Below are 20,817 nucleotides of genomic sequence, written 5' to 3'. Positions count from 1 at the left end.
AAAGACCGGGCGCAGACACCCGGTCTTTCTTTTATCAAGCTGTAGCTTTCAACACTTTGTCTTCCCGCTTTACGAAGAACTGCAGACCGATGAGGACGATGAACGTGATCAATCCGATCATATCCGACATTCCTTCCGGATAAATGAGCATAAGCCCTGCTGCAACGGCGAACAGGCGTTCAATCGCATACATACGTCTGAACCAATAGCCGATGATACCTGCACCAATGGCAATCATACCGGTAATGGCCGTGAATACGACCCAAAGCAATTCAGGGATCGTTGTATCGATCATCAGGAGTTCAGGAGAGAGGACGAACATATATGGAATGATGAAGGCGGCTATGGCAAGCTTCGCCGCATTGACCCCCGTTTTGATCGGTTCCCCTCCCGACACCCCTGCCGCGGCAAAGGCAGCCAGTGCAACAGGAGGTGTAATATCCGCCACGATTCCGAAATAGAAAACAAAGAGATGGGCGGATAATTCAGGTGCGCCCAAAAGGATGATGGCCGGGGCAGCGATTGTGGACGTGATGACATAGTTCGCTGTCGTCGGTGAGCCCATCCCGAGTATCAAGGAAGCAATCATGGTAAAGACAAGCGTCAGGATCAATTTCCCTTGAGTGGTATTGGTCAAGTCTGCCGCCAGATCAACCAGACCGTTGGCCATTGTCAGCCCGAGTCCGGTCTTCGTGACCACCCCGACAATCATTCCGGCACATGCGGTTGCCACGGCAACGGATAGCGCGGTCCTTGCCCCATCTACCAACGCATCGATGGCATCTCTGAATCCGATCCTCGTCGCTTTCCTGATCCCGCTGATCACGACTGTCGCCACGATGGACCAAAGAGCCGCTCTCATGACGCTCATCCCGCTTACTAGCAGAATGATGACCGTAAGGATCGGTAGCAAGAGGTAGATCTGTTTGAATACTTCTTTCTTATCCGGCATTTCTTCATCAGATAATCCCCGTAAACCGACGCGTTTCGCTTCGAAGTGGGTCATGATCCAAATCCCCGTAAAGTACAGGACTGCCGGGATCGCCGCTGCTTTGGCGATATCCCAGTAGGAAATCCCACCGATAAACTCTACCATTAGGAAGGCAGCGGCACCCATGACAGGAGGCATGAGCTGCCCTCCAGTAGAAGCGGCAGCCTCTACACCTCCGGCAAACTCTTTACGGTAGCCGAGCTTTTTCATCATTGGTATCGTGAAGGAACCGGATGTGACGACATTCGCAACCGAGCTTCCACTGATGGTTCCCTGCAGTGCACTCGAGAAGATCGCCACTTTTGCAGGTCCACCGATCCTTTTACCGGCAATGGCTACTGCCAGATCGTTGAAATATTGCCCGACCCCCGTCTTCACAAGGAAGGCCCGAATAGCAGGAATAGGAATATGAACGTGGCCGACACATACAAAGGAGTTCCCAAAATCCCTTCACTTGTAAAGAACATCGTCTTGACGATATCATCCCAATCGAATCCCCTGTGAGCAAGGAATCCAGGCATGAGTCTGCCATAGTACATATAAAGGATGAACAATGTGGCAATGATCGTAATAGGAAGACCGACAGCACGCCTTGTGGCTTCCAATACAAGGATCATGGCCGCAAACCCAACGTAGAAATCAAGGGATGTCATCATACCGACACGGCTGACGATATCATCCTGCATCAGCGGCCAATACGCGCCGATTCCGATGGAAATGACCGATAAGATCACATCATACCAAGCCACTTTCTTTTTCTTCAGATTCTTCTTCCTCGCCGGGAACAGCAAAAAGACCAATGATAGCGCAAATCCAAGATGGATCGATAATAATAGCTGTCGTGGAATGAATTGGAAGATCGATGCCACTAACTGAAATAATGAAAATGCCAATAATCCGTAAAAAATGACCCATTTGAAGAATCCGCTCTCCAGCTTACGAGTAGAAGATTCGGGATCGTATTTTTCAAGCAGCTCCCGCTGTTGTTCCTCTGTCAACGTTTCGAATTTTTCATCTTTTTCCATCAACAGTCACTCCTTTCCATTGTGCAAATAGTGAAGCCCTCTTCCACTGAAAACGAACGAACTCACCCTTACCGAAAAATCCTGATAGTTCATACTCAGACTTCCCTATTTCCAATCGATGATTGGCCACCACTCTTCCAATCTGAAGATCGATGTAGGGAAACGAACGCTCCATATTCGAGATCAGATACTTACCGTCTTCCGTCCGACTGAACACCTCGTCCCCCACTGCATCCGAAGGCATACCAATTGACGTATCTTCGTAAAGCAGGGCGTGTTGAGTGATTTCATTCCCGCTTATCTTGTAAAATTCCTGTACCTCGGATAGATGGATCGAATGCGTATATTCAATCGAGAACGTCAGGTCCTCGGGAAGCTTCACAAACAACGTCTTTTCCTCTTTCGACAGGCATTCCACCGACAACCTTTCCTGAAACGGCACAAATATCGCCATTGTCAATAACAGGAGCACTCCGATCACGATGAATTTCTTCATTCGTTCTCACCTCTTACATCAAAACAAAGGAATAGACCCGAGAGTCAGGTCTATCCCTTTCAAACGTTTTAAAAGACTTTTATTCTTCTGAAATGCCTTTTTCATCAAAATATTTCTTGGCTCCAGGATGTAATTCAATCCCCATTCCTTTGAGGCCGTTTTCAGCAGAAATCAATTTTCCTTTTGCGTGTTTGATATCATCCGTGTTTTCAAAGATCGCCTTCGTTACATCATAGATGACATCTTCAGGAATATCTGCACTCGTAACGAGCATGGCAAGTACAGCGACGGTCGGGATTTCTTCATCGACCTTGCTGTATGTTCCTGAAGGGATCTTATCCTCTGCATAATAAGGATATTTCTCGATCAATTCTTTTGCTTTATCAGTAGAGACAGGAACGATGGTGATATCCTGAGTCGCTGCAAGCCCCTCTACTGCACCTGTAGGTGTTCCGGAAGTGATGAAGGCGGCGTCGATCGTGCCATCCTGGATACCTGTTGTTGAATCATCGAATGAAAGATTACGGGCTTCAAGATCATCAAGCTTCATCCCATGAACCTCAAGGATCTGCTCTGCATTAAGGAGTGTACCGGATCCGGCTTCACCGACTGATACGACCTTCCCTTTAAGATCTTCAACCGATTTGATTCCGGATTTCTTTGTTGTGACGATTTGGATGGTTTCAGGATAGAGTGTTGCAATCCCGCGGGCATTCTCTACTTTATTGTCTTTGAACATCTGTGTTCCTTCAGAGGCATAAGAAGCGATGTCCGTCTGAGTGAATGCGATCTCCGTTTTGCCATCTTTGATTGAAGCCATGTTTTCAGCAGATGCACCCGACGTTGAAGCAGAAGACTTGATGCCTGTCTCATCCTGGATGATCTTCGCGAACGTTCCACCTAAAGGATAGTATGTACCCCCGGTACCACCGGTTGCGATACCGATGAAGTCCGTTTTCTTTTTTCCGTCTGCTCCTTTGGAATCATCTCCGGAACCACCGCCGCATGCGGCCAGAACGAGAGAAACAAGCAGCAGAATAGCAGTACTCAACATTAAACTGCGTTTTTTCAAGGAAATCCCCCCTAATTATTTTCTATTAACGGAAATTATTGTAACACAAAATGTAACACAATTGTGATAAAAATTTTATATTTTGATAATGTTCTATAAATTACGACTATTAAATACGGTTACAAAACAGTCACTTTCTACCATTATCTAGGACTTTCCGGATAATTCTCAAGAAAAAAATCGTATAATAATTGTTAGAAACGTTTACAAACTCCTTTTCACTTGAAAATGGATTAAAACCCCATCTCTGGTCATGATATATTCCTCATTCCCCCTCACCCTCTGTTATATAGCAGAAAGCTACCCAATCAGTTCCTCCCCCTCCACTTCCAGCCTTTCTTCAAGCGGCCTGCCCTCTTCGAGATCCCTTAAACGGTGGGCAAGCCTGGATGAGGCATTCGCAGCAATGCTTGCCACGATATCGTCGAGGAATGTATGCACGGATCCTCCTTCCTTCGTATCCAGCTTCTGAATGATGCCGATCTTATTCTTGTCCAAATGGCCGAAAGTCGTCACCGCGATACTTCCATATCCGAGGGCCGCTCCAAGGGCAATCGTTTCATCGACACCGAAAAGACCTTCGTCGGAGGCAACGATGGACTGAAGGGGTTCAGACAGCATCTTCCGCTCCGCAAGCTGATCGAGTTCGACTCCCACAAGGATGGCGTGCTGAATCTCCCTTTTTAACAGGACCTTCCTGACGCTCTCGAGACAATCTTCCATTGTAAGGGAATTGTTGTACGGGAATTGCATTTGATAAACGATATCGGCGATATCCGCCAACGTCACTCCCCTTTCCTCTAATTTTCTATGGGCTGCTTTTGTTACTTCATTTGATGGTACAGATACTTTTGTCAATTATTATTCTCCCCTTTCTGTTTATCTGAATTATACCATTTTTCAGAAGAATCGACCGGACTCTCTCTTAAAAGCTTTTCTCTGCAGTTTGTGATACAATCCACTTGTAACCGTTAACAGAGATAAAGGATGTGTGTAGAATGACGACTGCTAGAGGGACCGTGGAAGAACTGGTTCTATACAGCGAAGCACTGAACGAGGAGATCAAGATGCTGGTTTATCTTCCGGCTTCTTACTCTCCCCTATATAAATATTCCATCCTGATCACCCAGGATGGAAAGGACTATTTCCAGCTGGGAAGGATCCCACGGCTGGCCGATGAACTAGTTGGCAACGGGGAGATCGAGAACACGATCATCGTGGGCGTCCCGTATAAGAATGTACAGGATCGGAGCCGCAAGTATCATCCTGCCGGAGAAGAGAATGCCGACTATATCCGATTCCTCGCCCATGAATTGACCCCCAAGCTCGATGAAATGTATCCCACTTACCAAATGGGGAAAGGGCGAGTGCTCATCGGCGATTCACTGGGGGCTACTGTTTCATTGATGACGGCGCTTAAGTACCCGCATACATTCGGTAAAGTGATCCTTCAATCACCGCTTGTCAATGAAACCGTTCTTGAAGCCGTAGGGTCATTCCCTTCCCCTCATCTTCTGGATATTTACCATGTGATCGGCAAGGGCGAAACCGAAGTAAAGACCACAGACGGTCAGATCAAGGATTTTCTGACTCCGAATCGTGAATTGAATCACGTATTCTCCCAGAAAGGGTACACCACGTTCTACGATGAGTTCGACGGGGATCATACATGGAAATACTGGCAGCCCGATCTGCGCAGGGCCTTGACGTTCATGTTCCATAAGTAATGGGCGGTCGCTCCGTTCGCCCTATGTTAAATTTTTTAAAAATTTGCTATACTACTCATACGCACATATGTTTCTAAGGAGGATTGAACGAAAATGAATTATGGCATCGTCATTTTCCCATCTAAAAAACTTCAAGATATCGCAAATTCTTACCGAAAGCGCTATGACCCTCATTATGCATTGATTCCGCCTCATTTGACGCTGAAAAATGTATTCAGCGCCGATGATGAGCATATCAAGGATATCGCCGGTAAGCTTTCCCATATCGCAAAAGAACATGATCCCTTTACGCTGAAGGCGTATAAAGTGAGCTCATTCCAGCCCGTTAATAACGTGATCTATTTCAAAGTGGATCCGAACCCTGAACTCCAGGCACTTCATGATGCCATGCACCACCGGGAATTCATGGGAGATGAGCCGGAGTACTCTTTTGTACCGCATATCACCGTGGCCCAGAAGCTGAGTAACGATGAGCACTCCGACATTTATGGCTCCCTATCCATGCTTGGCATCGATCATGAGGAAACCATCGACCGGTTCCATCTCCTCTATCAGCTGGAGAATGGTTCATGGACCGTGTATGAAACATTCCGACTCGGAAAGGAAAATCAGTAAATTGCACACTAAAATCGTCTCAACAGAAGAACAACTTCAAGAAGTATTTTCCATCAGAAAATCCGTTTTCGTAGAGGAACAGAATGTTCCTGCCGAAGATGAAATCGACCAATATGAAGAGGAGTCCACCCATTTCCTTCTTTATGACGAGGATCACCCTGTAGGCGCCGGTCGCTTCAGGGTGATGGATGGCAAAGGAAAAGCGGAACGCATCTGCATCCTCTCCTCTCTTAGGGGACGCGGCGCCGGCCGGGAAATCATGAGGGCCATTGAGGATTATGCCAGGGAGATGTCCCTTCCTGTCCTGAAGCTCAACGCACAGAGTCAAGCCATTCCATTTTATGAGAAGTTAGGGTATGAGATCGTTTCAGAAGAATTCCTTGACGCAGGGATTCCCCACCGTACGATGGAAAAATCATTATGAACGCAAAAAAGCGCAGGATCATGAATCCGGCGCTTTTTTGTGTCTGATTTGTTTCACGGCATAATCGTATAGACTGAAGGTCATTCGTCCATAATGGGGAGTAGCCTGTTGAAAGGGGGAATCCCATTGGAGTACACATCCATCGCCGTGGAATTGATTGTCGGTTACTTCGCCTTACTCATCCTCACCAAAGTATTGGGTAAAACCCAGATCACGCAGATCTCGGCTTTTGATTTCATCTCGGCCCTGATCCTTGGAGAGCTTGTCGGTAACTCCCTTTATGATGATAAAATCTCGGTGTTTCAAGTATTGACTGCCATCCTCATTTGGGGTGCCCTGATTTTCGTGACTGAATTCTTTACCCAGAAGTCCCGCAAATTCCGCCACCTGATGGAAGGGACACCCGCTATCGTCATCAATAAGGGAATCATCAATTATACAGTACTGAAGAAGAATCATTTGGATTTGAATCAGCTGCAGCATCTTTTACGGGCAAAAGATATTTTTTCCGTAAAGGAGTGCGAATACGCACTACTTGAATCCAATGGCACCCTTAGTGTCATCAAGAAGCCTCTCTACGATCAAGTCCAACGTCAGGACCTTTCCCTTCCGCTGAAGAAAGCAACCTTGCCCATGTCTCTGATCATGGATGGAGAAATCGTCTATGATAACTTGAAGATTGTAGGAGAGGATGACCGGTGGCTTCAGACCGAGATCAGCAGGCAGGGATTCTCCTCACCAAAGGACGTGCTTTTTGCCGAATGGACCGAAAATGAACCCCTTTTGGTGCAGGGCTATGAATGAAGGGTCAAGACGAGTTCGTTCTGGTGGACCGTCATCTTGATCCGTCCCCTTCTTTCGAGGGAGATCAGATAGGCCGTTATGCTTGTACGATACAAAAGGAACTGACCGAGCTGCCGTGATGATACCCCTACCATGTTTAAATACTCCTTAACGATTTCTTCGAAGGAGCACCTCTGTTTCCCTTCAATGCGTTTTTCCAATGCCTCCATATGCCGATGATGAAGGACGATGTTTTCCTGTACCGTCCTCCTGAAATCTTCTTCATAGATCCCGTGGCCGGGAATGGCGCCCTGACAAGATCGTTCCAGTATGTAGTGGAGAGTAGCCAGGGTAGCGTCGGCATCTGTGATGAACGGAACGATATGCTTCTTAAGTGCCTCTGTGCCAAAGTATGCATCGGTAGCAAAGAGGACTTCTTCTACCATCACGCCGATCTGCCCATAGGAGTGCCCCGGTAGACTCAAGATTTCCAAATCGAACGGCCCAATCTTCAGGGGGCCCTCCTCGATTTCTTCATCGACTGTGATGGCCTTGGCCTCGAGAAACTTATTCCGCAGGGACGCAGGAGGAAAAGCCCCGTTAAATAAATAAATGGGCTCAAGAACAGGATTTTCCATGATGGCTTTTTCCAAACGGGGCGCGAGAATCGTCACTTCCTTCTTTTCCCTGATCCGATCGGCTCCACCGTAATGATCCGTGTGGGCATGAGTGATGATGCAATAATCGAGGGGAAGGGCTTTTTCGTCGAGCATACGCAGAACCTTGTTAGTGGCCGAGTCATCCAAACCGGTATCGATCAGCAATCCCTTCCCCGCCTTCACAGAGTAGCCGATATTCACAGCACCCGTGAAGCAGTAAGTGTTTTTGTGCAATGATATGAATTCCACTGTCTTCAGCTCCCACTATAATGTCAGACCAAGCCCCAGTATTTAGTGGGACTTATGGCCACTTAGACATATTCGTGAAAATTGATCCCTTTTCCTGTCAGCCTCGCAATGATCTTTTCAGGAATCTGTTTCTTTTCCTTCCCGTTATAATGATCCGTCACTTCCCTTGACTCTCTACCTGCCCCTCTTGACAGGGCGGTGATGGCGTGGACCGGGGTATAGTGATAAGGCTTCTCCGTGGCATTCAGCTCCCTTTCTTGATATTGCTTATACTGAAAGTGTGGAATCGGTGCAATATAACCCATCGGATCCTTCCCCCCTCGTTTTTATGTATGATACCCGGTACTGGGTATCAGTAATCCTTCCACAAAAATAGGAGGCTGTGATACAAGCCTCCCGAACGCATGTTACCGACCGACATCGGTATCCCTCATGGGATGCTTATTTTTTATTTCCTTTGTTCAACATATTGGAGATGGTTCCAAAATCAAGTTGTTTCCCATCATTTACAATGGATTTGACAATTTTATCTTCCATTTCTTTGTTCACAGGCTTATTGGCAATTTTAGAAACCCTTTTAATGACGCTGCGCACGGTTGCCTCATCCTTGAAATTTGCATTCTGCAGGGAGTTTGCCAGTTCAAACACTTCATTCATATCCACACCGGTCTTCTTCTCGAGGTTCTTAAAAAAATTGTTATTCATAAACTCACGCCTCCTTTAACTATAAGCATCATATGTAAAAAACCCAGGAGCGTTCCTCGGATCAGAAAGAAACCACAAAAAAGACAGGATCCCTATACACTCAAGGATACTGCCCTTCTACTCCTTTCTAGCAGAAACTGGCTCCGACGATGATCAAAAGAATGAACAACACGACAATCAATACAAATGTAGAACCATATCCGCCGGTTCCACAGCCGTAATTGTAGCCGCATCCGTATCCTCCATATCCGTACATGCAAATATCACCTCACTTTGCCCTATAATCCTTATTAACATATGTATCGGACAAGGCCTATGGTTGGGCTGAGTTGAAATTGGGTGAAGCTCAGAACGAAATGAAGCGATCAGATGGTGTCCATCTGATCGCTTCATCTTCAGCCTTTAGGATTGAACAGGAGGGCACCAAGGAATCCGAATACAATGGCCGCTGATATACCGGAGGATGTGACTTCGAACATCCCTGTCAGCACCCCGATGATCCCATGCTCCTGCGACTCTTGCATGGCCCCATTCACCAGGGAATTTCCAAAGCTCATGATAGGGATCGTGGCTCCCGCTCCCGCAAAATCAATGAGAGGCTCGTAAAGGCCCAAGCCCGAAAGCACGGAACCCACCACCACAAGAAAACTCATGGCATATGCCGGCGGGAATTTTACCACATCGAGCAGCAGCTGTCCGACAACACATATGAGTCCACCGACAACGAAGGCCCAAAAAAACATGGCTAGCATAAATACTCCCCTTTCTTATGAATATTCAATCGATACAGCATGAGCAATGCAGGGGATCGTCTCCCCTTGCTGGAAGGTGAGCGGAGAAAGAAGAGCGCCCGTCGCAATCACGAGGATCTTTTTATACGTTCCTTGTCTCATCTGATTGAGGAGGTGGCCGTACAGGACGGTGGCAGAACAGCCAGGACCGCTTGCCCCTGCCTGAACCGGTTGATTCTCATCATAGATGAGGAGTCCACAATCCTGGAACTGATCGTCCTGGATCCCGAGTCCTTTCCGCTGAAGAAGATCAAGGGCTGTAAGCCGTCCGATCTTCGCCAAATCTCCGGTGACAATCAGGTCGTAATAGGATGGATCCCGCTCCAGGTCCCTGAAGTGCGCCGTGATGGTATCCACTGCAGCCGGCGCCATCGCTCCGCCCATGTTGAAGGGATCGGATAAACCCATGTCGATGACCTTACCGATTGTAGCGGATGTTACCCTCGGTCCCGGTGCTCCTCCGGAGGCTTCATTGCCGAGAAGTGCATACCCTGCTCCCGTCACAGTCCATTGGGCCGTTGGAGGCTTTTGGCCGCCGTATTCTGTCGGGTACCTGAACTGCCTTTCCGTCGCTGAATTATGGCTTGAGGCACCGGTGATGACGTGGTGTGCCCCATGGTAATTGACCATGAGAGCAGAAAGGGCAAGGCCTTCCATGGAAGTGGAGCATGCTCCGAATAATCCGAAATACGGAAGTCCGATCGTCCTTGCCGCAAAACTCGACGGCGTGATCTGATTGATGAGATCGCCCGTCAGGAAGAACTGCACGTCATTTTTTGTAATGGATTTCTTTTCAAGAGCGATGGATACAGCATCTTCAATCATAGTCCGGTTTGCTTTTTCATACGTATCCGTCCCCATCCTCACATCATCATAGAAACGATCGAAATCGGCGCTGAGCCGGCCTTTCTTTTCAAATGGACCTCCCACGACACCTGTCGAAAGGATTTTCGGTTTGAGTGGAAACACCCATGACTGTGAACCTTTTAACATTAGATCACCCCTAACTGGATGAGGATTGTCTTGATGAGTGCCACGACGAATGCAGAGAAAACCCCGAATACAATGACCGAGCCGGCAAGCTTGAACATATTTCCCCCTACCCCGAGGACGTACCCCTCGGTTTTATGCTCGATCGCGGCGGAAATCACCGAATTCCCGAATCCGGTGACGGGCACGGCGCTCCCGGCTCCTGCAAATTGACCAAGATGATCATACAGGCCGAAACCGGTCAACAGCATGGCTAGGAAGACCATGGTGGCGACGGTTGGATTGCCAGCGGTCTGTTCCGTAAAGTTAAAAAAATAGATATACATATAAGTGAATGCCTGTCCGATGACACAAATAATTCCTCCGACAAAAAATGCTTTCAGCACGTTCTTCATTAAAGGACGCTTTGTTTCATACTTCTTCTCGATGGCTTCATACTGCTTTTGCTCAGGCGTTTTCGGTGTTTTAGCCACTTCCTACCCCTCCTACGTTTTTTCTTTCTGAAGAGTGATGATGTCATTGAAGTGCTTCTCTGCCTCTTCATTTCCGATGTCATTATTCTTTATTCTTTCTTTCAACCTTACCGTTTCAAGGAAGATTTTATAATCGCTCGAAAGAATGAAATCCTCATCTGGATACTTGTCTTCAAGATACGCTTCCATGTCATGCTCGATCCTCTTCATATGGAACCGCTGCAGGTGTTTCACTTTATAGACGACCAGAGTCTTTTCTTTCCCCTGAATCACGGCGACGTCGTACAATTCCTTTTTCTTCGCCAGCTCCTCTTTAATGGCATGGCCGAAGCTGTCTGTTTCCGGGTTATCCACCAGTTCAATCGGAGATAGATCGGTGCGCTTCATCAATGCATTCTTACTGTCTTCCCCATCTTCCATGCTCTTGCATCCAGTAAGCAGGAGGATGAAAAGGATGCTAATGATCATTCGAGTCATATAAACTGCCCTCCGTATGGTTCGTTCTCACCCTGTATTTTTTGCTGAAAAGCGATTTTTTATGAATAGAAAAAGACTGCCCAAATGAGCAGTCTTAGTTCTTCTTGATTTTCGATCCACACCCGCAGCCTTTTTTCTTCGGAGTGGAATTGGTGGTGAGCGGTACCTGTATAGGGGTTTTCTTCACTTCCCCATCCTCCTTTCGTTCATTCCCACTCCCATTATATGCGCATGATGCATTGCTTGTTTCCACTGTTTCCCTAATCCCTACCGTGATTTCCAATTTTGAATGGCTGATTCAAGAATGGCTCCGATCCCCGCCACCGCCATGATCGCGAGAAACGGCTGGAATACGACAGGATAAAAGATGAATCCCCCGTAGCAGAAAAACGCCATCCATATGCCGGTACACCAGTAGCATGATAACAACTCTCCGATAAACCCTCTGATTCCCCCCTCTTTGGGAACCAGATAGACTTCCTCCAAGCCATTTTCATCCGCCTCTGTAATCTCGTTGAAAAAGGGACTTCTGATGAATTCGGTGATCTTATCAAATACAATGAGGTGGGTAAGCCGGAATACGGCCAGACCCATGATGATCAATTCCAGAACAGTTAGCTTCAAAAAGCGCCCACTCCTTCATTCGATTCTGCCTATTTTCCCCAAAAGGGGCTTTTGTCCGTGACCCAAAACCCGTTCTGTCAATATGTTAGTAGTGTAATGAAAACAATTTAAGGAGGAAATTTTCTTATGGGTTGCGGAAAAAGAAAAGATGATATTCACGGTGCCAGTAAAGGATGCGTTTGTCTAGCCGTACGCGCCATTAAAGATATCCAAGATGCAGCTGATCAAGATTGCTTCGATTGTAAGAACGACTGCTTTCTTGAGCCGCTTGGGTCTTTGATCAGTCCTGTCGGAAATGCACCAAACACGCGTGTTTTCAAACTCTACAACAAAAAAGGAGACCTTTTCAAGGTGCATCCTAAACACCACTGCTGGAAAACACCATACTTCCGTGTCAAAAACGTATTCGACGACTGTTGTGCCACCCTTCAAGTATTGAAAAAGGTTCATGCTTCCGGAGCAGATGTTGATTCCGAAGATGAAATGATGGGTCTTCACAATAACTATTACTATGAGCTGACAGGGGATTGCATTACAGTTGATCTAGATTGCTTCTGTGCCATCCAATGCATCGATGATGTAAGAGTGGACGGAGTTTGTGACTGATTGACAGGGAAGGAGCCAGTCGGGTGACCGCCTGGCTCTTTTTATTTCAATCCGATGATCTGGATGTTTTTAACTGTTCTTTTTTCCAACACCACGTCTTCCCCTTGGAAGGTCTTAATGGTCAGTGTGTTGGTATCCGATGATCGGAGTACCCCTCTGTAGGAAACAGTGTCCGTCTGAAATGCACATGGAAACGGAGCCCTCCCCATGATGCTCGCTTCCAGATAGCTGATTTTCCCTTCAAGGTCCATTTCCCTGAATGGCTTCAGCGGCCGGAAATAGGATTCCGTCGTTAGCACCGTCGGTTCCTCTATGACAGCTTCCACTTCCACTTCCTCTTTCTTCACTTGTTCAACGGGTTTCGGCCTGGTTTCGGCCCTCTTGGCCGACCCTTTATACGTATTCTGCATATTGCTGCGTACATCGATCATGCGGGGCTGCTGGATATATAACAGAGGCTTCTTTTCTTTCCTCACACTCATCCCTCCTTGTGTTCTACTTTTATATGTATGCACACCCCTCCCATGTGTTTCTTCACGGCAGAATGCAAAGAAAGAACCTTCATCCGGGCGGATTCCGCCGGGATGAAGGTTCTTTTATCATATCTGTAATTATCCTAGTACGTGATAACCTGAATCTACATGGAGATTTTCTCCGGTGATTCCTCTTGAGTAGTCGCTGAAGAGGAATACAGCCGCATCCCCTACTTCTTCCTGAGTCGTGTTGCGGCGTAAAGGTGCACGCTCTTCAATTTCTCTCAGGATACTGTTGAAGTCACCCACCCCTTTAGCAGACAGGGTGCGGATCGGACCGGCAGAAATGGAGTTGACGCGGATTCCATCTTTACCAAGGTCGCTTGCAAGATAGCGTACGCTTGCCTCGAGGGAAGCTTTCGCCACTCCCATGACATTGTAGTTCTGCATGACCCTTTCTCCTCCAAGGTAGGTCATGGCCACGATGCTACCGCCTTCGGTCATGATCCCCTTTGCCGCCTTGCTGACAGCAGTCAATGAGTAGGAGCTGATATTGTGCGCGAGAAGGAAACCGTCGCGGGTCGTATTCATATAATCGCCGGCAAGCTCCTCCTTATTCGCGAATGCGATGCAGTGAGCGAGGCCATGGATGACTCCGACTTCTTCCTTGATGGTTGCGAAGCATTTGTCGATATCTTCATCACTTGTCACATCACAAGGGAGGATCAGTGAATCTTCCCCGCCTTCGAGTGTGGAAGCCAGGTCCCTTACTCCTTTTTCAAAGCGTTCACCGGCGTATGTAAAGATCAAGCGTGCTCCCGACTGGTGAAGTGAGCGGGCGATTCCCCAGGCGATGCTGCGTTTATTCGCCACTCCCATGACGACGTATGTTTTTCCCTTTAATGAAAGAGTCATTGAATATCCTCCTGTTTAATACATGTTATTAGTACCTGATACTAATTCTACATGATATTCTTAAAAATGAAAAGCCTTGTTCGCGATTGTTTATCTGCTGGGCCATCTGGCCTTTGCATCTTCATCTATTCTAGGGGGAACCCTTCATGTCCCCGGTCCCACTGACAGCCGGGAATCTTTCAGGTTCGGGTGAAGTCCTTGATACGTTGGATCTGACGGATGTGCCGTTTCTCGTGTCTGCCCAGCAGTTCGAATACCTGCTCAATGGGCATGATGCCGAAGCGGTGGTGGTCCATTGTTTTCTCCTCAAGCTCTTCTGGTGTGTAGGATAATTCCAGGCGTTCCGTCAGCTGCCTCGAGGCATGGAGGGCCGAGAGAAGTTCGTCAAAGGTCTTGTGCTCGTCCGGCGGATCGATGGGAGCAATCATTTTATGTGCGGGATCATCGAATACTGTAAGGTCGACCTTTTCTCCCTTCTCCCTGTGTTCAGTGGCGGAGCGCAGTGCCAGCTCCATGAAACGCGTTTCCGCCCCGGCCAGATGAAGGACGACTTGCGCAATGCTCCACTCCCCTTTCGCAGGCTTTTCATTCAGTTTATCTTCTCCTGCTTCATGAAAGCTGTCGATCAATTCACTTCGTATGGTCTTCACATTCTCTCTCCACATGAGAACACCTCCTATTGGTTATACGTTCATTCTAAACATAGTGATATCCATTGTCTAATGAGATAAAAAAAGAACTTCCCAGCATATAGCATGGGAAGTTCCAATGTGTTCAGCAGTCTTCACAGAATTCCAATTCTCTTTTCAATTCATCCACATATTCTTTCGATCCGGTGACGATCAGGCGATCATTCATATGAAGCTCTGTATCGCCATGGGGAACGATGGAATCCTTGCCGCGGAATATCCTGACAAAAATCACATCCCCGGTGAACGGGAACTGTCTGAGGGACATGCCCTCGAACTGATGATTCAGCATCCGGATTTCGTATAGCGACGTTTCCTGATTGGTAAGGATATTGAGTACGGACGGTGATTCGATCAGAGCCCGGAGAAGTGCCTTCGTGGACAGGAAGACGGAATAGACCTCAATTTCCTTTTCCCTCAGATCTTCATGAAGATCTGCACTCTCGGCCCGGACGATTACCCTGTCCACCCCTTTTCCTTTCGCTTCAACGGCTAATGAGGCATTGAGGGCTTCATCTCCGGTGGAGATGACGAGGATATCCGATTCAAATATCCCCAGCGCTTCAATGGTCGAAGAATCATAATTCTCGATTTCATTGATGGTGAACAGCGAGTCTGCGATCGTCTGTTCCGATTTGTCCTGCCTAGTATGATAAAGGACCGGTTCATACAGGGAAGATTGGAGTTCCCTTGATACCGGCATCGTCAGCTGGTTGGCACCAAGGAATGAAACCTTCAGCTTCTTCTCTGCGGCATTTTCCTTCGGGAATAGCTTCTTGAAGAAGATCGGCGTGATGATGCAGGCAATGACGGCGACAAGGATCAATGTTCCACTCATCTGGGGAGTGATGATCTCAATTCGCTCCGCAATCTTCGCTGCCGCGATCACGAGGGAAAGGGTCGAGGTCAGAAGGAATGCAGAAGCAAGAGTCGTCTTCGTGTCATACCAATACTTCAGGAAGTACACCGGCACCACTTTCGAGATAAAGAAAGCAAGTAACAGCAGCGGAATCAACAGGAGCATTTTCTTGTCGCTCAGCAGCGTCCAGAGGTCCAGTTCGACCCCGATCATCACGAAGAAGATCGGAATGAGGAACCCGTAGCCGAAAGAGTCAAGCTTATGGACCATTTCCTGGTTGGGTGCTAGGAGTGAAACAAGTACTCCAGCCAGGAACGCTCCGAGGATATTCTCTGCCCCGACGGTTTCAGAAATGGCCACCAGGACGATGATGAGCGTGAATACCGCCCGGGTACCGATTTGGACGGTACCTGTCGATAGACTCCTGATGAACGGATTATTTTTAAGTCGTTTTGCAAGGAAGTACAGCAGGATCCCTACACCGAAGAGGATGAGAAGGAGCCACATGCTTCCCTGGCCGTCCCCGTATAGGGAGACGAATACGGCAAGCAGGATCATCGTCACAAGATCGGCGATGACCGCTACCAGGAGGATGATCTGACCGATTGCGGTCTTCATGATATGGGCCTCTTTCAACGTCGGTACCACCACTCCCAAAGAGATGGTCGAGATGATGAGGGTCATGAGGAACGCATTATTGATCAAACCGAACCAAACGAAGAGATAGGAGAGTCCAAGGGAGACCGCAAAGATACCCAGGAATATGATCATGGCTACCCTCAGCCTGTTCGGCTCTTCCTTCCCGTTCGGCAGTAAAGCCTTTTTCTTCTTGCCGCCTGAGAAAGCGGTGAAATCAATTTCCAGTCCACTGAGGAACATAAGGAAAATGAATCCCAAGGTCGAAAGCGTCTCAAGCCACATGTCCTGATGGACAATATCAAATCCGCTTTTACCGATGATCAATCCGACGATGATCTCTGCGATGACCACGGGGATGAAGTTGAGTTTGAACTTATGGAGCAGGATGGGTGTCAAAAACGCCACCAGGATCACGATGACCAAGGACGTAACAGATGCATGTTGTTCCATTCTAATTCTCCCCCTTATCTATATTTATAGTAGGTAGCTCATGAAGATGGTGGCGAGGCCGAAGTAAATCAAAATCGAAATGATATCATTAATCGTAGTGATGAACGGCCCCGACGCAACCGCAGGATCGACTTTGAGCTTATGCATCACGAGCGGGACAAGGATCCCGGCAAGCGTCGCTACGAATAGGGAGATGAGCAGGGATACCCCGATGACCAGTCCGAGGAAGAACTCACCCTTCCACACGTACACGATGATGCTGATACCGACACCGCATGTGGTACCCGTGATCAGACCGGTCCCTGCTTCACGCATGATAAGGGACCATCTGCTTTCTTTTTCAATATCTCCCGTTGCAATCCCGCGAACCGCGACGGCCAGGGCCTGTGTGCCCGTGTTACCGGACATGCCTGAAATGACCGGAATGAAGATGGCAAGGACCGGTACGACGGCAAGGGTGTCCTCGAACCGGCTGATGAGGCTTGCGGTAAACATTCCGAGGAACAAAAGGGCAATGAGCCACGGCAGCCTTTTCTTAGCTGCACTGAATGGATTCTGGTCGATAGAATCCAGATCAGAGATCCCGGCGAGCTTGGAGTAGTCATCGGATGCCTCTTCTTCCATAACATCCATGATGTCATCGACGGTGATGATCCCGAGGAGATGCTGCTGGAAATCCACAACGGGCAGGGCAAGGAAATCGTAATCCTTCATTTGTCTTGCTACTGCCTCTTGGTCTTCACTGACGCCTACAGACATGACACGTTCGCTCATGATCTCTGAGATCATCACATCATCGTGACTGATGATAAGGTCACGGAGGGAAATGACCCCTACGAGCTTTTTATCGTCGTCAATGACATAGATATAGTAGATGGTCTCCGCGTTCGGCGCTTCGTTCTTCAAGATATACATGGCTGACCGCACCGTCTGATTTTTGCTGATGGCTACGAATTCCGTGGTCATGATACTACCGGCGGTGTATTCTTCATAGTGCAGGAGTTCTTTGATTTCTTTCGCCGATTCATCATCCATGATGGTCAAATAGCTGACCACCTGTTCCTTATCCAGCTCGTTCAATACATCGACCGCATCATCCGTATACATATGGGAGAGCATTTCAGCTGCATAAGAAGGATTCATTTCGGCAAGGATATCCTGATAATCTTCTTCTTCGATATCAAGACTTTCGAATAGCTCTGCCATTTCCTCAGGGGATAGGTAGTGATAGAGGCGGGCCCTCAATCCCTCCTCCACCCGTGCAAAGAATGTCGCCTGATCATACGAGTGCAGTTCAATGAACTCCGAACGGAAGAGATCCATATTCTCCTCTTCAAGCGCCCTGATCAGAAGTTCTTCATCGAACATTTCCCTATCATTTTGTTTGTCTTTGTCTCTTTCCTGATCTTGTGTGGTATCAGTCATTGAACACACCTTCTTCCTATCACATGTATCTTTATCGTATTAATACTAGCAAATCCTTCAGTTCTTGTCGCCTTCAAAATGACATCCTTTTTCTTGAAATCCTGCGGTCCGATCGTATATGTGAAACACTGAACCATTAATATGGCATAATTTCAATAAAAAGAAAAGCAAAAAGGAGCTGACTGACATGAAACTGGATATCATCGGGGATATACACGGGTGCTATGAGGAATTGACAACACTGATTGAAAAACTTGGATACACTTGGGCAGGCGAAATCCCTGTTCATCCGGAACGACAGCTCGCCTTCATCGGGGACCTTACCGACAGGGGGCCGCGATCACTCGACACCATCGACCTTGTGGCTGCTCTCTGCTCACAGGGGAAAGCAAGGTATGTACCCGGGAACCACTGCGATAAATTGTACCGCTATTTCCTCGGTCATGACGTTCAGATACGGCATGGGCTGGAGACAACGGTCGCAGAGTGGGCATCCTCCTCACCTTCGAAGCAGGAAGCGATCAAGAAGAAATTCCTGGCCTTGTACGAAGACGCCCCTCTCTACGATGTACTAGATGGAGGGAGACTGATCCTTGCCCACGCAGGGATGAAGGAGGAATGGATCGGGAGGAAAAATAAAAAAATCAGGACCTTCGTTCTGTACGGAGACATCACCGGGGAACGGAATCCCGACGGGACTCCCGTCAGGAGGGACTGGGCCAGGGACTATCATGGTGATGCCTGGATTGTTTATGGTCATACACCCGTCCCAGAGCCAAGAATGATCCATCGCACAGTCAATATCGACACCGGTGCGGTCTTTGGTGGACGCCTCACCGCGTTCCGCTACCCGGAACTCGAGACGGTCAGTGTGCCTTCCACGATGCCATCGATCCCGACAAAATTCACATGTTACTAAAAAAGAGCGAGGGCCACGGGGCTCTCGCTCTTATTATGAACCTTGATCCACCAACCGACTCATATCTTGAGGCAGCGGACAGTGAAAGGTCAGCTCGCGTTGTTTCACCGGATGAAAAAAGGTAAGGCGGCTGCAATGGAGTGCCTGCCTCTTTATACGATCAAGCGAGCCGCCGTAAAGATCGTCCCCTTCCAGAGGGTGCCCGATATGGGATAGATGCACCCTGATCTGATGGGTCCTCCCGGTCTCGAGCTGCAGTCTCAAATAGGCATAGGCTCCGTACTGCTTCTCGACCCGGTATCGGGTTTTGGCATGGCGGCCGTCTTCGCGGACCATCCGTTCGATGATGCTGGTCTCTTTCCTTCCGATGGGAGCTTCGATGACCCCTTCTGTATCTGTAAACACCCCGTGAGCAATGGCTTCATACTCCCTGCTAACGTTCCCCTGCTTCTGACTCAGCGTGAAGAGATGGTGAATATGTCGGTGCTTTGCCACCAGCACGATCCCCGAAGTATCTTTATCAAGCCTTGTGACGATATGGACAGTGGATGCGACGCCAGTGTCCATGTAATGGAACCTGATCGCATTCGCCAATGTTCCACCTGCTTGATCGGTCGAAGGGATGGTCTTCATTCCCGAAGGTTTGTGAACCACGAGAACGTCATCATCTTCATACAGGACTTCCAATGGGACGGGCTCCGGGAGGATGGAGCTGTCTTCAACCGGGAAGATGACGCGGAGGCAGTCACCTGTGTGTAAGCGAAAACGCACATCCTCCCGCCTTCCATTGACGCTAAGCTCTCCGCCTTCGAATTTGACCGCCGTCAAGGTGCGCTTGGAAATTTCATGATCCTTCAGGAAATCTTTCATGAGCCGCCCCTCGTCCTCCTCCCCGATGACCCAGCTCATTTCATATCGTTTCATGATCTTGATCCGTCAGTCCGACACAAAGGAGTCATGCACCCGTTTCCAGAACGGGAACGGCCTGAAGCGCGCAAACCGGATCTTCTCATCGGCCACGCGATACTGAATGCTCTTCACATCTTTGTGAAGCAGGGATAAGTGATCGATCGTGACGAGGAAGTCTGGTCCGTTAACCGGCTTCAGCATGCATGTATGATGGGCCGGGAGGATGAGCGGCGAACCGATCGTCCTGAAGACGCGATTGTTGATGGACGCCATTTCAGCGAACTGAATCGCAGGGATTGACGGATGGATGATGGCGCCGCCAAGGGCTTTGTTGTAGGCCGTACTTCCGGAAGGCGTGGAAAGGCACAGCCCGTCCCCGCGAAAGCGTTCAAAGTGCTGACCGCGGATTTCTACATCCATGACAAGAGTCCCTTCGACACTTTTGACGGTGGATTCATTGAGGGCAAGATACCTCGTTTCCTTCCCACCGTGCTGATAGCGGATGATCGTCTCGAGTAGAGGGTACTCAATCACTTGATACGGAGTCTTTGCAATGGCGATGACAAGCTTTTCGATCTCCTCAGGCACCCAATCGGCGTAAAAGCCCAAGTGTCCGGTATGCACACCGACGAAAGCCGTCTTATCAAGTCTCGAACGATAGCGGTGAAAGGCGTAGAGGAGGGTGCCGTCACCACCGACGGAGATGACGATGTCGGGTTGGTCTTCATCATATGTAAGATTGAAATCTTGAAGATAGGTTCTCATTTTATGCATCAACGTATTGGATTTGGAATCACCTTTTGACGTGATCGCGAACTTCATACTCATACCC

25 protein-coding genes and 1 pseudogene are annotated in these 20,817 nt (G+C 48.3%); 6 read left to right on the top strand and 20 right to left on the bottom strand.

Translation table 11 applies throughout. The features are described from left to right. Positions 1-34: 34 nt before the first annotated feature. From D5E69_RS08840 to D5E69_RS08825, 4 genes and pseudogenes are all read right to left on the bottom strand, one after another. A pseudogene (locus tag D5E69_RS08840) lies at positions 35-2,016 on the bottom strand (TRAP transporter permease). Next, positions 2,003-2,512, bottom strand: coding sequence for a DUF1850 domain-containing protein (locus D5E69_RS08835; RefSeq protein WP_048004284.1), 510 nt, complete (start codon positions 2,510-2,512; stop codon positions 2,003-2,005). Before D5E69_RS08835 ends, D5E69_RS08840 begins: the two are co-directional and overlap by 14 nt. A 79-nt stretch (positions 2,513-2,591) precedes the next feature. Then, entirely contained in the window at positions 2,592-3,584 is a 993-nt protein-coding gene (locus tag D5E69_RS08830) for a TAXI family TRAP transporter solute-binding subunit (protein ID WP_048004285.1), read from the bottom strand. Between the two features lie 300 nt (positions 3,585-3,884). After that, positions 3,885-4,442, bottom strand: a complete 558-nt coding sequence (locus D5E69_RS08825) for a phosphatidylglycerophosphatase A family protein (protein WP_048004286.1) — start codon at positions 4,440-4,442, stop codon at positions 3,885-3,887. A 140-nt stretch (positions 4,443-4,582) separates the two neighbouring features. On the opposite strand from D5E69_RS08825, the gene D5E69_RS08820 reads away from it, so the two are divergent. From D5E69_RS08820 to D5E69_RS08805, 4 genes are all read left to right on the top strand, one after another. Further along, entirely contained in the window at positions 4,583-5,311 is a 729-nt protein-coding gene (locus tag D5E69_RS08820) for an alpha/beta hydrolase (protein WP_159129565.1), read from the top strand. 93 nt (positions 5,312-5,404) lie between these two features. Continuing rightward, complete coding sequence (locus tag D5E69_RS08815; RefSeq protein ID WP_048004288.1) at positions 5,405-5,926, top strand: YjcG family protein; 522 nt, start codon at positions 5,405-5,407, stop codon at positions 5,924-5,926. A gap of 1 nt (position 5,927) precedes the next feature. Continuing rightward, complete coding sequence (locus tag D5E69_RS08810) at positions 5,928-6,350, top strand: GNAT family N-acetyltransferase (protein WP_156183357.1); 423 nt, start codon at positions 5,928-5,930, stop codon at positions 6,348-6,350. Positions 6,351-6,476: 126 nt separating this feature from the next. Continuing rightward, positions 6,477-7,154: a DUF421 domain-containing protein gene (locus D5E69_RS08805; protein WP_231579048.1), complete on the top strand. Its 678-nt coding sequence runs from the start codon at positions 6,477-6,479 to the stop codon at positions 7,152-7,154. Here D5E69_RS08805 and D5E69_RS08800 read toward each other — a convergent pair. The 9 genes from D5E69_RS08800 to D5E69_RS08760 all read right to left on the bottom strand — a co-directional run bounded on the left by D5E69_RS08800 (position 7,145) and on the right by D5E69_RS08760 (position 12,101). Next, complete coding sequence (locus tag D5E69_RS08800) at positions 7,145-8,041, bottom strand: MBL fold metallo-hydrolase (protein ID WP_159129564.1); 897 nt, start codon at positions 8,039-8,041, stop codon at positions 7,145-7,147. The two genes, D5E69_RS08805 and D5E69_RS08800, sit on opposite strands and share 10 nt — an antisense overlap. A 62-nt stretch (positions 8,042-8,103) precedes the next feature. Beyond that, a complete protein-coding gene (locus D5E69_RS08795) occupies positions 8,104-8,346 on the bottom strand; it encodes a hypothetical protein (protein ID WP_048004292.1) in 243 nt (80 codons plus the stop codon). A gap of 136 nt (positions 8,347-8,482) precedes the next feature. Further along, on the bottom strand, positions 8,483-8,746 hold the full coding sequence (spoVIF, locus tag D5E69_RS08790; RefSeq protein ID WP_048004293.1) for a sporulation-specific transcription regulator SpoVIF: 264 nt from the start codon (positions 8,744-8,746) through the stop codon (positions 8,483-8,485). A 127-nt stretch (positions 8,747-8,873) separates the two neighbouring features. Continuing rightward, on the bottom strand, positions 8,874-9,002 hold the full coding sequence (locus tag D5E69_RS08785; RefSeq protein ID WP_079515832.1) for a YjcZ family sporulation protein: 129 nt from the start codon (positions 9,000-9,002) through the stop codon (positions 8,874-8,876). Between the two features lie 139 nt (positions 9,003-9,141). Beyond that, a complete protein-coding gene (gene spoVAE, locus D5E69_RS08780) occupies positions 9,142-9,498 on the bottom strand; it encodes a stage V sporulation protein AE (protein WP_048012985.1) in 357 nt (118 codons plus the stop codon). 15 nt (positions 9,499-9,513) lie between these two features. Beyond that, a complete protein-coding gene (spoVAD, locus tag D5E69_RS08775) occupies positions 9,514-10,530 on the bottom strand; it encodes a stage V sporulation protein AD (protein ID WP_159129563.1) in 1,017 nt (338 codons plus the stop codon). Further along, the gene (gene spoVAC / locus D5E69_RS08770; RefSeq protein WP_048004296.1) at positions 10,530-11,000 is read right to left on the bottom strand and encodes a stage V sporulation protein AC; all 471 of its coding nucleotides are present in this window, start codon (positions 10,998-11,000) and stop codon (positions 10,530-10,532) included. Before spoVAC ends, spoVAD begins: the two co-directional genes overlap by 1 nt. A gap of 12 nt (positions 11,001-11,012) precedes the next feature. After that, entirely contained in the window at positions 11,013-11,477 is a 465-nt protein-coding gene (locus D5E69_RS08765) for a sporulation protein (RefSeq protein ID WP_048004297.1), read from the bottom strand. 267 nt (positions 11,478-11,744) lie between these two features. Further along, complete coding sequence (locus D5E69_RS08760) at positions 11,745-12,101, bottom strand: DUF1360 domain-containing protein (RefSeq protein ID WP_048004298.1); 357 nt, start codon at positions 12,099-12,101, stop codon at positions 11,745-11,747. A 126-nt stretch (positions 12,102-12,227) separates the two neighbouring features. Between D5E69_RS08760 and D5E69_RS08755 the strand changes: the two genes are divergently transcribed. Then, positions 12,228-12,707 (top strand): CotY/CotZ family spore coat protein, encoded by a 480-nt coding sequence (locus D5E69_RS08755; RefSeq protein ID WP_048004299.1) that lies wholly within the window; start codon positions 12,228-12,230, stop codon positions 12,705-12,707. 41 nt (positions 12,708-12,748) lie between these two features. On the opposite strand, the gene D5E69_RS08750 is transcribed toward D5E69_RS08755, so the two are convergent. The 5 genes from D5E69_RS08750 to mgtE form a co-directional block, all read right to left on the bottom strand. Beyond that, positions 12,749-13,183: a CotO family spore coat protein gene (locus tag D5E69_RS08750; RefSeq protein WP_063191142.1), complete on the bottom strand. Its 435-nt coding sequence runs from the start codon at positions 13,181-13,183 to the stop codon at positions 12,749-12,751. A gap of 135 nt (positions 13,184-13,318) precedes the next feature. Continuing rightward, a complete protein-coding gene (gene fabI, locus D5E69_RS08745; RefSeq protein WP_048004301.1) occupies positions 13,319-14,095 on the bottom strand; it encodes an enoyl-ACP reductase FabI in 777 nt (258 codons plus the stop codon). Between the two features lie 179 nt (positions 14,096-14,274). Then, on the bottom strand, positions 14,275-14,760 hold the full coding sequence (locus D5E69_RS08740) for a DinB family protein (protein WP_063191141.1): 486 nt from the start codon (positions 14,758-14,760) through the stop codon (positions 14,275-14,277). A gap of 109 nt (positions 14,761-14,869) precedes the next feature. Beyond that, a complete protein-coding gene (locus D5E69_RS08735; RefSeq protein WP_048004303.1) occupies positions 14,870-16,732 on the bottom strand; it encodes a monovalent cation:proton antiporter family protein in 1,863 nt (620 codons plus the stop codon). A gap of 24 nt (positions 16,733-16,756) precedes the next feature. Further along, positions 16,757-18,100 (bottom strand): magnesium transporter, encoded by a 1,344-nt coding sequence (mgtE, locus tag D5E69_RS08730; protein ID WP_048013149.1) that lies wholly within the window; start codon positions 18,098-18,100, stop codon positions 16,757-16,759. A gap of 244 nt (positions 18,101-18,344) precedes the next feature. On the opposite strand from mgtE, the gene prpE reads away from it, so the two are divergent. After that, entirely contained in the window at positions 18,345-19,076 is a 732-nt protein-coding gene (gene prpE, locus D5E69_RS08725; protein ID WP_048015491.1) for a bis(5'-nucleosyl)-tetraphosphatase PrpE, read from the top strand. A 33-nt stretch (positions 19,077-19,109) separates the two neighbouring features. On the opposite strand, the gene D5E69_RS08720 is transcribed toward prpE, so the two are convergent. Together D5E69_RS08720 and D5E69_RS08715 are read right to left on the bottom strand one after the other, a co-directional pair. After that, positions 19,110-20,000 (bottom strand): RluA family pseudouridine synthase, encoded by an 891-nt coding sequence (locus D5E69_RS08720; protein WP_159129562.1) that lies wholly within the window; start codon positions 19,998-20,000, stop codon positions 19,110-19,112. A gap of 12 nt (positions 20,001-20,012) precedes the next feature. Then, a complete protein-coding gene (locus tag D5E69_RS08715) occupies positions 20,013-20,807 on the bottom strand; it encodes an NAD kinase (protein WP_048004306.1) in 795 nt (264 codons plus the stop codon). Positions 20,808-20,817 lie beyond the last annotated feature (10 nt).

The sequence above is a fragment of the Rossellomorea marisflavi genome (assembly GCF_009806575.1).
In the GTDB taxonomy this organism is placed as follows: domain Bacteria; phylum Bacillota; class Bacilli; order Bacillales; family Bacillaceae_B; genus Rossellomorea; species Rossellomorea marisflavi_A.
Note: the sequence above shows the minus strand (reverse complement) of the source record. Positions and strands in the feature narration are given on the sequence as shown.